Source organism: Vibrio sp. QJM3NY_27 (genome assembly GCF_057785955.1).
The window spans coordinates 1,158,863-1,173,734 of record NZ_CM173511.1 but is presented as its reverse complement, the minus strand read 5'-3'; the positions used below and the strand labels follow the sequence as shown (position 1 = coordinate 1,173,734).

Sequence of the window (14,872 nt, the reverse complement as noted above, 5' to 3'; positions counted from 1 at the left end):
AGCGATAATCAATAGATCACTTCAAGGAACTAACGCATGACAGAACAAGAGTTTTTCACCGTTCACCACAGCCTTACCGCTAATATTGAGCCAATGGACAGTAACTTCGCTTTACCTTCTCAGATTCAATTCGAATCGGAGATCCCTGCCCCTTTTGTTGTGGCAAGTGAGTTTAGCCAATTGGACCTATTAGCCGACAGTGCTCGCAACGAACTGAAAAACAGCGACTTGAAGAATGTCATCAGTTTATTGGATGCACAGAACTCTAAATTAAACCTCTTGTTGAGCTTTATGTTATCGCAACAAGATGATGAACAATTTCGTACCCACACGTATTCATTTGGCGCGAGTCAGTTCTCTTGTTTTTCCAAAACAGATATCGAAGCGGGTCGCTTAGTTAAAGCTAAGCTCTTTATCGAGCACCCAGCCGCCGCTATTTATTGCTACGCAGAAGTCTTCGCTAGCGAACCAAAAGATTCAGGCTTCGAAATCAAATTCAAATACGCTCATCTTCGTGATACTGACCAAGACTTGCTGATCAAGGCTGCACTTCATCAACAACAAAAACTCTTACGTCAACGCTCTCTAGAACGAGATAACAAGTAAATAGACATGACAAAACAATCCATTTTTACACTACCTAAGCTCAAAGGTGCCGGTGATAAAAAACACATCGGTAACCTAGTTGGTTCATCTCTCGCGCTTGCTATCGCTAGACTTGCGGAGCAGCATAACAGCCATACTTTACTTGCAGTGCCCGATCCTCAAATCGCACTCAAGCTTCAATCAGAAATTGAACAGTTTACGTCACATGAAGTGGCACTATTCCCTGATTGGGAGACTCTGCCATACGACAGCTTCTCACCGCACCAAGAGATCATTTCTGACCGTATCGCTCGCCTTTATGCATTGCCAACGTTAAAAGATGGCATCACGATCGTTCCGATAAGCACGCTACTACAACGTCAGTCGCCACGTGACTTCTTGTTGCAGCACACCTTAATGGTGAAAACGGGTGATCTGTACTCGCTTGAGAAGCTGCGTCTTCAACTTGAAAAGTCTGGCTATCGTTACGTAGACCAAGTGTTTGGCCCGGGTGAGTATGCGAGCCGAGGTTCAATTCTCGATTTATTCCCAATGGGCAGCAAAGACCCGTATCGTATCGACTTCTTCGATGACGAGATCGACACCATTCGTACTTTCGATCCTGAAAATCAGCGCTCTATCGAAGACATCTCTGAGATCCGTTTGCTGCCAGCTCATGAGTTTCCAACCTCAGAAAGCGCAATCGAAGATTTCCGTATTCGCTGGCGTCAGCAATTCGATGCGCGCCGTGAACCAGAATCGGTTTATATGCAGGTTTCAAAAGGCACTTGGCCCGCAGGTATTGAATACTGGCAGCCGCTGTTCTTCGACCATACTGAAACCTTGTTTGATTATGTTGCCGATGAAGCGCAAATCCTCGTTCTAGGTGATGTCGAGACTGCGGTAGATTCATTCCTAACGGACGTTGCTCATCGATACGAACAACGCGGTGTTGACCCGTTACGACCACTGCTGAAACCTGAACAACTTTGGCTACAAAAAGACGAACTGTTCGCACATTTCAAACAAAAGCCACAGGTCAATCTGAGCTTAGATTCAATTGAAGAAAAAGCTGGCCGTATCAACCTTCCGGTTGTGTCTCTGCCGGATCTCAGCGTTCAACATCAGAATAAAGAACCTTTGTCTAACCTAAGAAAGTTCACTGAAGCCTTCGACGGCAAAGTGGTCTTTTCGGTTGAATCTGAAGGCCGCCGTGAAGCATTGAGTGAATTGCTTCGAGGCATCAAAGTTCGTCCAAGCGAAGTTGAAAACCTCGACGCGGCGATTAAAGGTAAAGATAAATTCAGCCTGATCCTAGGTTCGGCTGAGCATGGTTTTATCCACGAAGAGCAAAACATCGCCCTTGTCTGTGAAAGCGACCTGTTAGGTGATCGCGTTGTACAACGTCGTAAGAAAGACAAGAAAAGCGTTAACAGCGACACTGTCATTCGTCACTTAGCCGAACTTAAACCGGGTCAACCTGTTGTTCACATAGACCACGGTATTGGTCGCTACATCGGCCTGCAAACTCTAGAAGCCGGTGGCATGAAAACCGAATACGTAACGCTTGAGTATCAAAATGATGCCAAGCTCTACGTGCCCGTTGCATCTCTGAACTTAATCGGCCGTTACTCTGGTGGCGCTGAAGATTCCGCACCGCTACACAAACTTGGCGGTGAAGCATGGCAGAAAGCTCGTAAGCGCGCCGCAGAGAAAGTCCGTGACGTTGCAGCCGAACTGCTTGATGTTTACGCTAAGCGTGAACTAAAACCGGGCTACAAGTTTGTACTCGATCGTGGCCAATACGCGACCTTCAAGTCTGGCTTCCCGTTTGAAGAAACGGATGACCAAGCAATGGCCATCAATGCTGTTATGTCGGATATGTGCCAAGCAAAAGCCATGGATCGCTTAGTGTGTGGTGACGTTGGTTTTGGTAAAACCGAAGTCGCGATGCGCGCGGCATTCGTATGTACCGACAACAGCAAACAAGTGGCTGTGTTAGTACCAACGACGCTACTTGCTCAGCAACACTTTGAAAACTTCCGAGACCGTTTCGCGAACCAACCGATACGTGTCGAAGTTCTGTCGCGATTTAAATCAGCTAAAGAACAGAAATTGATCATGCAAGATGTTGCCGACGGTAAGGTCGATATCTTAGTGGGTACTCACAAGCTGCTTTCCAGTGACCTTAAGTTTAAAGACCTTGGCTTGTTAGTCGTCGATGAAGAACACCGCTTCGGTGTGCGCCAAAAAGAGAAAGTGAAGGCGATGCGCGCGGATGTCGATATCCTCACGCTAACCGCGACACCGATTCCGAGAACGTTGAATATGGCAATGAGCGGTATGCGAGATCTTTCCATCATCGCCACACCACCCGCACGACGCTTAGCAATAAAGACTTTTGTTCGCGAGAGTGATGACGCAATAGTCAGAGAAGCGGTACTGCGTGAAATCATGCGTGGTGGTCAAGTTTACTTCCTGCACAACCAAGTCGACACGATTGAAAAGACGGCTGAGTCACTGCAAAAACTGATTCCAGAAGCGCGTGTAACCGTTGCCCATGGTCAGATGCGAGAGCGAGAGCTAGAACGCATCATGAATGACTTCTATCACCAGCGTTTTAACTTGCTAGTGTGTACCACCATCATCGAAACGGGTATCGACGTACCAACAGCAAATACCATATTAATGGACAGAGCCGATAACCTTGGTTTAGCGCAACTGCACCAATTGCGTGGGCGTGTGGGTCGATCTCACCACCAAGCTTATGCCTACTTGCTAACACCTCCCCCGAAAGCAATGACCAAAGATGCCGTCAAGCGATTAGACGCCATTGCTTCCCTTGAAGACTTAGGTGCAGGCTTTACGCTAGCAACCCATGACTTAGAGATTCGTGGTGCAGGTGAACTACTCGGTGATGAACAGAGTGGTCAAATCCAATCGGTAGGCTTTACGCTTTACATGGAGATGCTTGAGCAGGCTGTTGAAGCATTGAAAGAAGGTCGAGAACCTTCGCTTGATGACCTACTGCGTGAACAAACTGAAATTGAGATGCGCCTGCCGGCACTGTTGCCTGAAGACTACATCCCAGACATCAATACACGTTTGTCTACCTATAAACGTATTGCGAGTGTGAGTGACACCGACGAATTGGCCGAGTTGAAAGTCGAGCTGATTGATCGCTTCGGCCTTCTACCTGATGCGACCAAGAACTTGTTGTCAGTTTCTGAGCTAAAATTAGCCGCGGCGTCAATCAAAGCGAAGAAAATTGAAGCTCACGATAAAGGTGGATTCTTAGAATTCTACCCAGATGCTGACATAAACCCGGCCTACCTTGTTAAACTGTTGCAATCTCAACCGCAAAAGTTTTCAATGGAAGGACCAACAAAGTTCAAGTTTACGATACCATTGGTCGACAGACGGAAACGAATTCAATTTGTTAGTGATTTATTGGGCGAATTCAGACAGAACTTGCTGCCTTCAGCATAAGAGCCAATCCACTTGCACATATAAATTATCCAGCCGATAGATCGGCTGGAAGACGGAGTAAAAATGAAAAGACTGATCCCACTGCTACTATTGTTCGTCTCACTGCCAAGTTTGGCGCAGAGACAATTTGATATAGAAGTGATCATTTTTAAGCGTGCTGTTGATGCAGAAAAAGTGAATGAATCTTGGCCTAACACTCAGCCTAAGATTTCACTTGAGCGCGTTGGTTCATTTCAAGATACCCAATACCGAGCAAAGAAAGGCGTTCAAATGCTGCCTTACTCGGAATACAAGTTAACGCCTCAGAAAGACAAGCTACGTAAACACGCTGGTTTTGAAGTGCTAATGCATACCGCTTGGCGTCAGGGCGACCAAGGTAAGAGCTCGGCACCTGTATTCCACATTCAAGCAGGTAAAGATTTCTCTAAAGACTTCAACGCTGACGGTTCAGAGAAAGGTGCAGTAACTGCAGCAAATACTGATGGCTTCAAAGAAGAGACCATTGATAAGCCACTATACGAATTAGACGGCAAGCTACAAATCTACGTTCAGCATTACCTCTACGCTGAAACAACATTGGATTTAAAAGCGCCGAGCGTTCGTGAAGTGACTCTTCAAGAGCAACAAATCGAGCTAGATTCACCAGTAAGTGGCGCCGAAAGCAATGTTCAAGTGGGCAACCTCACTGAAATCTCTCCGACGGTTGAAGTGGAAGAGTTCCTTAAGAGCTACCGCATGGACCAAAAACGTCGTATGCGCAGTACTGAGACTCACTACCTTGATCACCCGCTTCTTGGTATGGTGATTCAAGTTCGACGTGTGGCGCAATAATTAGCCTAATAACAATAGCTCAGTAACTCAGCTATTCTTATATAGAACCGAACTTGATGCATTCAATACGCCCTCCATTGTGAGGGCGTTTTATTACGCGGTACTTACTATCCTTATCTACACGTTACTTGGTACGTCCTATGAGCCCTGACTTTCAGATCAATACACAAAATCTCAGCCTCAAAATTATTGAAGCCTCAGACGCTCAAGAATTTTCGCAGCTGGTTAAGTCCTCCCCGAGTTTATTGCCATGGCTCGACTGGTGTCATAGCGAGTTTTCTATCATCGAGGCCGAGAAATTCATTCTGGCGACTCGCTTAAACTGGGTTAAAGCCGAAGCGTTTGGCTTTGGTATCTTCGAGCGAAAAAGCGATAAGTTAGTCGGTATGGTGGCCATTAATGAGCTTTACCACACCTTTAACATGGCAAGTTTAGGTTATTGGGTAGGTGATGAATTTCAAAGAAAAGGGATAGCCAAGGAAGCGATGATTGCCTTATTTGAATTTTGCTTCGCACTGCTCAAATTAACGCGTTTGGAGGTTGTATGCGATACAGAGAACCTACCCAGCCAAAAGCTGATCGAGAAATGTGGCGCTGAACGTGAAACCATTGCTAAGAGTCGCTTTATCTTTAACGGTAAGCCGAAAGATGGCGTGGTTTATTCCGTGCTACCTCCAACCTCTTAACAGCTTAATAAAGTAACAATCCGTCACAACACGCAGTCGACACGATCAAAAAAGAGCTCCGAAGAGCTCTTTTTTATTATCAGCGTAATGACCTTAGAAGGCTTACCTGATTAGTGAAGCTTTAGGTTTGGACGAAGTACACGGTTAATACGACCAACTAACATCATCAGCGATGTTTTAATTAGTCCGTGAAGCGCCATCTGATGCATACGGTACAAAGAGATGTAAACGATACGAGCAATACGACCCTCAACCATCATCGAACCTTTAGTTAGGTTACCCATCAAGCTACCTACCGTAGAAAATCGGCTTAGCGAAACAAGTGAGCCTTTATCTTTGTAGATGTAATCTTTCAGGTCGCGGCCGTTTAACTTAGCAATGATATTGCTAAACGCACAACTTGCCATCTGGTGAGCCGCTTGTGCACGTGGTGGAACGAATGAACCATCTGCTTGCGTACATTGCGCTAAGTCACCAATAGCAAAGATGTTGTCATCAAGCGTAGTTTGTAGCGTATTTTTCACAACCAACTGGTTGATACGGTTCGTCTCAAGACCACCGATATCTTTCATGAAATCTGGCGCTTTAATGCCTGCAGCCCAAACCATGATTTGTGCTGGGATCTTCTCACCATCTTTAGTCGTTAGGCCGTCAGCATCAGCTTGTGTAACCATTGTAGTCGTACGCACAGTTACACCAAGCTTCGTAAGCTCAGAGTGCGCTGCGCTCGAAATACGAGGAGGTAGGGCAGGAAGAATACGCTCACCCGCTTCAACAAGGTTAACGTTCAGCTTGCTTGAATCTAGATCGCCAAAGCCATAAGTACGAAGCTCTTTAACCGCGTTGTGCAGTTCTGCAGAAAGCTCAACGCCTGTCGCGCCAGCACCAACAATAGCAATATCCACTGTGCCTTGGCCGTTCTTAGCGTGAAGCTTTAAGAACTGGTTGTTCATTTCTGTACGAAAACGGTGCGCTTGCTCTGGACTATCAAGGAAAATACAGTTGTCGCGAACGCCTGGTGTGTTGAAGTCATTTGACGTTGAACCTAGCGCCATCACAAGAATATCGTATTCAAGTTCACGGCTTGGCATAAGCAGTTCACCGTGATCATCTTTCAGTTCGCTCAGAGCGATCACTTTACGTTCACGATCGATGTCGTTCAGGCTGCCCATTTGGAAATCGAAGTAATGGTTTTTTGCGTGTGCGCGGTAGCTTAACGCATCAACACCCTCGTCCAATGAACCCGTTGCTACTTCATGAAGTAATGGTTTCCATAGGTGGCTTGCTTTACGGTCTACCAGAGTAATCTGGGCACGCTTTTTACGACCTAAAGTGCGGCCTAGCTTAGTTGCTAGTTCTAAACCACCAGCACCACCGCCTACTACGATAATTTTTGTCACAATGACAATCCTCTACAAAATGAATAAATGGGGTTCGGCTCGATTACTCCAACCGATAAATTCTATGTATCTACTCGGCCTTGAATGCGAAGGCTATACAAATTGGATTACCGCGAAAAAGAATAACGACAGCTCACCGAGTAGTTAGAGGGGTTACAAGCAACAAACATTGGCTTGCCGCTTTGCTCACTTGGATAAAAAAGGTGGCTACCTGAGAGGTAGAGCACAAATAATGGGCAAGTTTCATCACTCGCTCTCAATTTTTCTTGATATTTATCAAAATATTTTGCTTGAGAACATTATATATAGCAAAAAGATGACCGCAACAAAAATCCTTGCCCACAATGAGGATTCGCGGCGAATTAGTTAACGTTTGCGCAAACTTATCTATAAATGCTCAAACTCTTCGAAAAAATAGCTACAACCATTTGATTAATGTTCGGCTCTTGAGTTCAGATGTAAAAAAGCAGCACTCAATTGAGTGCTGCTTTTATAAAATAACTGGAATAATTAAGCGTTTTTAAACGCTTTCATTGTCTGCAAGTGCTGAGAGATTTTTTTGAACTTATGACTCTCTTTTTCGTCCCAGATGACATCATAATAATCTTCTAACGCGTCAGCTGTTTTGGTATTGTCGTGAATCTCATCTTCACGAGAAAGCACCACTAAGCAGCGACCTTTGTTCTTCATACGATATTGAGCAACACACTTAGTCGCGATGTCTTCGTACTCTTCTGGACGGTCAATTCGACCTACCATGTTGTTCTCAGGGTGCAGATTCGGGTTGAACACCACCTGCTTAATACCACATAAGAAACCAATACGCTCAGACCAAAAACCACCTAAGCCTACACCACAAATGATCGGATGCGGGTCATCGGATTGCTCTATCACTTTATGCACTTCTTTTAGCAAATGTTGCATATCGTGTTTTGGATGCAAAGTACTGTAGTTGATGAAACGAACGTCATCATCAATGAATTGCAACTGCAGTATTTTTTCGTGATTGCCCGGGCTAGTTGAGTCGAAGCCATGTAGATAAATAATCATTAGTACCTCCTTGTTGAATATTGGTACGTTTTAATTAATCTAACATGAAAAATAAGGTTTTAAAGGGAACACGAACGAAATTATATTTTTCACTTCCTAAACGTGATCCTAGCTACATAAAGTGTGACTCAGCGCCTCTGCTTCACGCAGATAACTTTCATCTCCCCAGAGCTGATGAGCAAGTAAATACCACAGCATCGCCATCATTTGGCTTCTTGGTAACCATGCTTCTACCCCATCAAGCCAAGGTTGGACATCATGGATGCCTCGCAGCTGACAGTACTTGTTTACGGCTTCAGCAACTGGTAATCCTGCAACAGCAATGGTCAGCGTAAGATCAAGTCTAGGGTCTGCTAATGCTGCATATTCCCAATCAATAATCTTAATCCCATCGCTATTTCTCACTAAGTTATAACCACCTAAATCAAAATGGCACAAAGACAGGTCAACATTTGTAACACTCGGTGCTACTCGCCACTCTTGGTAAATTTTAGTGCAGGCTTCCGTCTTATGAACAGCATCAAGCTGCAGCCAGTAATGATCGACTCGCGCTGTGAAACTGAACGGTTGAAGCGGCAATCGCGCGGTATTAACCAAATGCACCGAGATCAGAGTCTTCAACAAATCATCAAGCTCTAAGCCTTCGTAAAGCGTCTCACCCGCAATCCATTCAACCAATAAGCCTTGCTCATTGACCACTATTGGACTTGGTCCAATACCTAGACGCTCAATTGCGGAAAGCACTTGATACTCCTCATGACGAGAGGTGAAGAAGGCTTTGGTGATGGAAGTGATGGGCCGCCAAACATACGCAGTACCATCAGCATCAACCAACTTCCAACATCGATTGGTCAAACCGCCGGTCAGCGTTTGCGCTCTAACAGGTGGCTCAGAAAAGTATCCATCAAGCGAATTCAAACTGGTATCAAGAAGCTTGGCTTCAGACCAAGAAAAAATTGCCATATTTACTCCCTATAAACGTCTTAACTGTCCTATAAACGTCTTCATTTCCCTACAAAAAAGACACTGACCAAAAGCCAGTGTCTCTTCATAAGCAGCACATCATGCACTGCATTGGCGTATAACCAAGCTATGTGTGGCCAAGCTATGCACTGCCAAGACTAAACGCTGTCAAAACTGGCTGCGTTTAGTTGGCAAGTAAGCGAAATTAAAGGCCCAATAGGCTCTTAGATTGTTGCTTACGGATTTCAGTCTCGTCAGCCCATTCAATCAAGCCAGACTCAAGATCCATTAGACGCATCGTCATTTTGTAGTAAACGTCTTCGTCGCTACCGTCTTTCTTAACGATGCTTGATAGGTTGCCGTACAACATGTATTGAGCACCGACCATTTTACCGAATTGAATTGCTGAGCTTTGGTTTACAAGCTCATCATTGTTTTGGAAGTTCAATTGGTCACGAACAGACTCTACACGGTCCATATCAACGAAACGGAACTTACCAGAGTTCAGCATCTTAGTACTGATAGTGTCAGTGATTGACTCAGTATCGATGTGCTCACTTGTTTTGTTCTTGATTCGCTCTACAAACACGATTGGACGCTGTTCACGAGTAATGTAAGACACAGAACCAGACGCCATCATGCTATCGACCATTTCACCCGCAATCGTTTGAAGGTCAGTTGAACCGAAATCGATTGTCGTGGTTTCTACTGCTTGTGCATCTCCGTAGCTTACCTTGTTTGAACAACCGCCTAAAATAACCGCTAAACTTAGTAGCGCAACGACACTCTTTTTCATTTTGTTTCCTCAACTTATCACTGAGTGGGTTTACCCTCACTCTTAAATTCTTGTATTGGCGAATCATTAGATCCGTTTTATCTAACTTACTGCTCTCGGAACTGAACTCTGAACTGAGTCGCTTTCGGGTTTACCGACACTTCCGACAACGAAATACTTTCAAAACCACGAACGATCGCTTGCTTCCAAGGGCCTTGCTTTAGGTTAACCTCAAGCCCGGCATCGTCGTACCAGTAAAAACGATAAAGAATATGTTGATCGCCTTTATAGTTACTGTTTAAACGAACGATTCCGCGCGTATGACCGTCGACCAGATCGGTACGGATATCTTCAACCTGTAAACGGCTGCCCAATACCTTGTCACCAAAGAAAACGTTCTGAGTCAGACTATCGACCCTTACGCCAGCTGTATTATCAGCACAACCAGCCAGAGCCATAACCGCTGCTAAACTCACTAACCACTTTTTCATTACAGCCTCCCTAGCTGTTTATGCCACATTGTTGCATTGTTACCTTGTCGAGAAATCCACACCAAAGTGGTCTGCCCTTCTCGGATATCAAAGTCGTACGTTTTAGCGCCCGCTTCTAGCGTATATTGACCGCTGTTTGCTACGAACGTGCTGCTCTTAATCTCAGCCGGTAGAGATTGCCAACTGCGAGTGTCTGGTTGTTCGGTGAATGTATTCCACACATTGAACAAGATATTACCGACATCGTTGCCTTTGGTCGCTTCTTTACGGATACGGTCTTTAGCTACCACACGTAAAGCCTGACGGATAACAATGCTCGTCATACGTTCAGATAAATCGTTCTGCGCCATCGCGTTTACGTCAGTGATCAAATGTTCTTGTAGCGGTTGCCCGCTGATTCGCAAGGCAGAAAAACGCTCCACGTTTTGGCTCGGATAATAGGGCAGTGCCAGAGAGTATATTGCGCCCTGATCGCGACTGTCATAAACAGGTAAATCTAATCGCCAACTGTCCATTGCTTGTACAGCGCTTTGTTCTTGAAGAACAATCACTCGCCCTTCACCTGCGCCAAGCTTAGATGATTGCTTGTAACGCTTTTCCAATGTCGCTAAATCTTGTCGCATCCCTAAACGCGCGGCAGTTGCCATCGTTCTGTCGATAATTTCTTGGTTGTCTGGCATAACAGCCAAAGCACGACGATAGTCAACGTATGCGCTGTTTAAATCATTCGAAGCTTCATAAAGCAGCCCAGACAAGAACATCAAATACGCATTCTGTACCGACTGCAGCTTTTTACCCGCATCAGGATAGTTTGCAAGGATGCTCCCCACATTGGCAGACAACCCCTGCTTCTTCGCATCGCTGGCTGCACGGTCTAACTCAGCTTCACGTTGCTTCTTTGCTTGTTCTTGAACTTGGTTGGCGCGACGCATTTCGATCACCGCACCTTCTAAATCGTTTTTCTTGAGATAATTTAAACCGAGATACAGATGAAGAAACCCCAGCTCATAATCGGCTGGCACATACTCGGTAATATTATCATTCACCGCCAACGCACCCACGCTGGTTGCACTGTCTGAAATCGAGATCACGGCTTTTCTTTGCTGCTCAGTTACCGCCTGATCCGCCACTTCAAACGAAGACTTACTCTCTGGGTATTGCTGATCCAGAAGGTTAATTCTGCCTCTTTCAAAGTTATCAAGGATGTCACCCGCAGCGTAATCTGGTAGCTCTTGTTGAGCCTCTGAATAATCTCCAGATTTAACGGCTTGGTAGATCTCTTTGTTTTGCGCGCTGTAATGACTGAACAGGTTTCCTGCAGACATACTTGCACAGCCCACAGTCAACGCCGATAACAGGGCAATGGAAGCGAATCTAAACTGTTGCTTCACTTATCGTCTCCGTGCATGTTTAAAATGCCAACTTTGTTAGGGTCTGCTGACCTTTCGTGGTTAAATTTTGTTCGAGATAGAATCATTTTAGGCGCGGCAAGGAGTATGTAGCCTAGTCATTCTAAGTTAATACTTCTTAACAAAGCATAAAACGATTCTAGCCGAACTCTTCGGGCAGTCTTTGTGGTTCATTTCTACTGCGTTATCAGCTTCTCATGTAGGCTAGCTACACTTCAAAGCCTCTGCCTTGTAGAAATCTCCCACAAAGTGCTGCAAAAATCAGCTCGAAAGATCAACAGACCCTAGTCTCATTATCAAAACGAAACGTGTTGTAAAAAGGATCTCAAGCCAGTTGAAACCCTACTGATTTAGCTTCCGCCTAGGCGATGCCGACATTCAGACAACAGATAGAACTTAAAGTTGGCATACAAACTACAAATTTTCCAACTAACTACTTGGATTAAGCCACTAATGAGTTCGTTTAAACTAGCTCATTAATAGCGGACCAAGTGGACGGCCACCAACCAAATGCATGTGAATATGGTAAACCTCTTGGCCGCCATGAGAATTGCAGTTCACAATAAGACGGTAGCCATCTTCTGCGATGCCTTCTTCTTTTGCTAACTTGCGAGCCACGGTAAACATGCGTCCCATCATGGCTTCATCTTCTACTTCAACATCATTCGTTGTTGGAATCAGCTTGTTTGGGATGATTAAGATATGGCTTGGCGCGCGAGGGTTAATATCGCGAAATGCCGTTACTAAATCGTCTTGGTATAGTAGATCTGCTGGGATTTCTTTATTGATGATCTTACTAAAAATGGTTTCTTCAGCCATGTTTCTCTCCGATAAAACATTTATTTTTTAATGCTTTGAGTATGCGCTATGCCGCATCAAACCACAATAAATCTGCTTTAAAGCATAATAAAAAACACCGTTCAAATCAAAGAAAACGAGCCTTAGATCTCAAGAATGGCATGTTGGTTATAACTGAGGGCTATTTTTGACGTGTGCGTCATAAAATGCGTAAACGGAGCTCAATAGAATGCTGATAATTTTGTTAGTTTTACTTTGACCTGACATTAGGTCTGCATTTTTATTTAGGGAGAAAGCCATGAAGGGATCTGTGATCAAGCGTATGTACGCTGGTTTCGCACTGATCATCATCATGTTCGCAGTCACGATAACCATCATGATGAACAGCATGAATCAGATACACAGCAATTTTGAGAGTGTCTCAGAAACCTCACTACCACTTGTCGCGCTTTCAAATCAAACAAGTGTTCAATTGCTTTCTGCTGATAAATCATTCAAAGATTACTTAACCACACAAAACGCTGAACGCATGTCTGCAATGCGTACTGAGTTTGCTGCGTCAGAAAACTCGTTTTCAGAAGTTCTCGGAAGTTTAGAAGCGGCAAGCCAAAACAATGTTTCGCTCACTGAACGCATTGCACAATTAAGAGCAATGGAAGAACGCTACTTCGCTGAAGCTGACGAAGCGATGAACAACTACGTCGCGATGTTTGAAGCTCAAGAGCAAGTACAGAAAGCATCTCGCGATTTCCAACGCTTACATTCAGAGTTAGCTGTTGGCATGAAAGAGTACGTTGCCGACCAAAAAAGCATCTCTGTAAAAGTGATGGCAAAAAGCTACTTCATTAAACTTCAAGATGCTGAAGTGATTACCTCTGATGCGCTGGCTAGTTCTGATGTTGCCTTCGTTCAAAAAGCCGTTAATCAAAACAAAAAGGCCGTTACTCACCTTAACTATGCTTATCGCGGCCTATCCACACAACTGCCAGCACTTAAAAATGTCTTTGATGAATCGGTTCAGAAATTCACCAAAGACGTTGGTCAAAAAGGCGGTGTGTTGGACAAGCACAACAACTACTTGAAAGCGAAACAAGCTCTGTACATCAACATTGCTAACTTAGCCGTAGAAATAGACAAAGCCATGGCTGTTTTAGACTCATTCAACGTGACTGCGGAAGAGCAACTGAACGCTTCACTTGAAGACGCAAGCAGCATCTACGACAAAGGCCTGTTCAATGCGATTGCAATTGGTATTGTTGTCACCGTATTCGCTGCAGCAATTGGTTACCATATTGCACATAGCGTAAGAGAGCCATTAACTCGCATTCTAGGTACATTAGAAGGCCTAACTGAAGGCGATATGACTCAGCGAATCGATATTCGTTATGACAACGAATTCAGCCGAGTGAGTCGTCACATCAACACCTTAGCCGACAACCTACGCAATATTCTGGTGAAACTGAATGACGCTTCAGATGACTTAACTAAGACCGCAAGCGTAAACCAGAAAACCTCTACAGAGACGCAAGCTCAACTGAACAGCCAACGTGAGCAAACGGCAACTGTCGCGACCGCAATGACAGAAATGTCTCATTCTGTACAAGAAGTGGCGAACAGCGCGCAAAGCTCACTTACCATGGTTCAACAAGTAGAATCGGCTTCTGAGTCTGGTCGTCAGATAATGAACACCAACATCAGTACCATTAACCAGCTTGAGGTTCGTCTTACTGAATCTGTTGGTGCTGTAGGTGAGTTGCAGCAGATGAGTAGCCAGATTGGCTCAATCCTCGACGTGATCCGTGGTATTGCAGAACAAACCAACCTACTTGCACTCAACGCGGCAATCGAAGCGGCGCGTGCCGGTGAGCAAGGTCGTGGTTTTGCAGTGGTTGCCGATGAAGTACGCGTGCTAGCACAGAAGACCACTCAATCAACGTCTGAAATCGAGACCATGATCAGCAACCTGCAATCAAGCTCGAAAACAGCAAGCAACGTAATTGAAAGTTGTATGAGCGATATGGACATGTCGGTTCAACAAGCCTCAAGTGCCAACAGTGCGATGGAAGAGATCCAAGCCTTGATTCTAGAGATCAGCCACATGAGCACACACATCTCTCAAGCAGCCGCTGAGCAGAGTGAAACTTCTGGTGATATTGCGCGGAATATAGAAGACATCAACCATATCGCCGATAAGAGTTACCAAGCGATGTCTTCAATTGCTGAAGCAAGCCAAAACCTAACAATTCTCGCAAACCAGCAAGGTGATTTGGTTCATCAGTTCAAGCTATAGATAGCTGAAAAATTGATAGATATTTAGTGAGAATATTGGGACTTCTTACCCAATAGTGATAACTATTTGAACAAGGGCAACTTTTATCAAGGGTTGCCCTTGTTT

General features: G+C 44.8%; 12 protein-coding genes. 5 read left to right on the top strand and 7 right to left on the bottom strand.

Annotated features, from left to right (window positions below; genetic code table 11):
* The first annotated feature begins 36 nt into the window (after positions 1-36).
* From AC3CIA_RS05365 to AC3CIA_RS05350, 4 genes are all read left to right on the top strand, one after another.
* Positions 37-606: a hypothetical protein gene (locus AC3CIA_RS05365; RefSeq protein ID WP_009847150.1), complete on the top strand. Its 570-nt coding sequence runs from the start codon at positions 37-39 to the stop codon at positions 604-606.
* A gap of 6 nt (positions 607-612) precedes the next feature.
* Complete coding sequence (mfd, locus tag AC3CIA_RS05360; protein ID WP_488518655.1) at positions 613-4,074, top strand: transcription-repair coupling factor; 3,462 nt, start codon at positions 613-615, stop codon at positions 4,072-4,074.
* Positions 4,075-4,137: 63 nt separating this feature from the next.
* Positions 4,138-4,905, top strand: coding sequence for a peptidoglycan binding protein CsiV (locus AC3CIA_RS05355; RefSeq protein WP_017086100.1), 768 nt, complete (start codon positions 4,138-4,140; stop codon positions 4,903-4,905).
* A 140-nt stretch (positions 4,906-5,045) separates the two neighbouring features.
* The gene (locus tag AC3CIA_RS05350) at positions 5,046-5,591 is read left to right on the top strand and encodes a GNAT family N-acetyltransferase (protein WP_488518654.1); all 546 of its coding nucleotides are present in this window, start codon (positions 5,046-5,048) and stop codon (positions 5,589-5,591) included.
* A 110-nt stretch (positions 5,592-5,701) separates the two neighbouring features.
* Here the strand turns inward: AC3CIA_RS05350 and AC3CIA_RS05345 are convergent, their stop codons facing one another.
* The 7 genes from AC3CIA_RS05345 to hinT form a co-directional block, all read right to left on the bottom strand.
* A complete protein-coding gene (locus AC3CIA_RS05345; protein ID WP_004736261.1) occupies positions 5,702-6,991 on the bottom strand; it encodes an NAD(P)/FAD-dependent oxidoreductase in 1,290 nt (429 codons plus the stop codon).
* Between the two features lie 510 nt (positions 6,992-7,501).
* Positions 7,502-8,041, bottom strand: coding sequence for an alpha/beta hydrolase YcfP (gene ycfP / locus AC3CIA_RS05340; RefSeq protein ID WP_065205567.1), 540 nt, complete (start codon positions 8,039-8,041; stop codon positions 7,502-7,504).
* Positions 8,042-8,149: 108 nt separating this feature from the next.
* Positions 8,150-9,004 (bottom strand): phosphotransferase, encoded by an 855-nt coding sequence (locus tag AC3CIA_RS05335; protein ID WP_488518653.1) that lies wholly within the window; start codon positions 9,002-9,004, stop codon positions 8,150-8,152.
* 205 nt (positions 9,005-9,209) lie between these two features.
* Entirely contained in the window at positions 9,210-9,800 is a 591-nt protein-coding gene (gene lpoB / locus AC3CIA_RS05330) for a penicillin-binding protein activator LpoB (RefSeq protein WP_256799357.1), read from the bottom strand.
* A gap of 86 nt (positions 9,801-9,886) precedes the next feature.
* Positions 9,887-10,270: a YcfL family putative periplasmic lipoprotein gene (locus tag AC3CIA_RS05325; protein ID WP_017060222.1), complete on the bottom strand. Its 384-nt coding sequence runs from the start codon at positions 10,268-10,270 to the stop codon at positions 9,887-9,889.
* Positions 10,270-11,661 carry a COG3014 family protein gene (locus AC3CIA_RS05320; protein WP_054541057.1) on the bottom strand — a complete coding sequence of 464 codons (1,392 nt, stop codon included), beginning with the start codon at positions 11,659-11,661 and terminating at the stop codon, positions 10,270-10,272. The genes AC3CIA_RS05325 and AC3CIA_RS05320 overlap by 1 nt, the downstream gene beginning before the upstream one ends.
* Before the next feature lie 486 nt (positions 11,662-12,147).
* Complete coding sequence (hinT, locus tag AC3CIA_RS05315) at positions 12,148-12,498, bottom strand: purine nucleoside phosphoramidase (protein ID WP_004736268.1); 351 nt, start codon at positions 12,496-12,498, stop codon at positions 12,148-12,150.
* A 277-nt stretch (positions 12,499-12,775) separates the two neighbouring features.
* Between hinT and AC3CIA_RS05310 the strand changes: the two genes are divergently transcribed.
* Positions 12,776-14,767, top strand: coding sequence for a methyl-accepting chemotaxis protein (locus AC3CIA_RS05310; RefSeq protein ID WP_488518652.1), 1,992 nt, complete (start codon positions 12,776-12,778; stop codon positions 14,765-14,767).
* The last annotated feature ends 105 nt before the right edge of the window (positions 14,768-14,872 follow it).

Bases quoted from the DNA above. Each gene is read 5' to 3' on its own strand.
- AC3CIA_RS05335 (WP_488518653.1), bottom strand. From the start codon at position 9,004: ATGGCAATTTTTTCTTGGTCTGAAGCCAAGCTTCTTGATACCAGTTTG.
- AC3CIA_RS05365 (WP_009847150.1), top strand. From the start codon at position 37: ATGACAGAACAAGAGTTTTTCACCGTTCACCACAGCCTTACCGCTAAT.
- AC3CIA_RS05310 (WP_488518652.1), top strand. From the start codon at position 12,776: ATGAAGGGATCTGTGATCAAGCGTATGTACGCTGGTTTCGCACTGATC.
- lpoB (WP_256799357.1), bottom strand. From the start codon at position 9,800: ATGAAAAAGAGTGTCGTTGCGCTACTAAGTTTAGCGGTTATTTTAGGC.
- mfd (WP_488518655.1), top strand. From the start codon at position 613: ATGACAAAACAATCCATTTTTACACTACCTAAGCTCAAAGGTGCCGGT.
- AC3CIA_RS05350 (WP_488518654.1), top strand. From the start codon at position 5,046: ATGAGCCCTGACTTTCAGATCAATACACAAAATCTCAGCCTCAAAATT.
- AC3CIA_RS05355 (WP_017086100.1), top strand. From the start codon at position 4,138: ATGAAAAGACTGATCCCACTGCTACTATTGTTCGTCTCACTGCCAAGT.
- AC3CIA_RS05325 (WP_017060222.1), bottom strand. From the start codon at position 10,270: ATGAAAAAGTGGTTAGTGAGTTTAGCAGCGGTTATGGCTCTGGCTGGT.
- hinT (WP_004736268.1), bottom strand. From the start codon at position 12,498: ATGGCTGAAGAAACCATTTTTAGTAAGATCATCAATAAAGAAATCCCA.
- ycfP (WP_065205567.1), bottom strand. From the start codon at position 8,041: ATGATTATTTATCTACATGGCTTCGACTCAACTAGCCCGGGCAATCAC.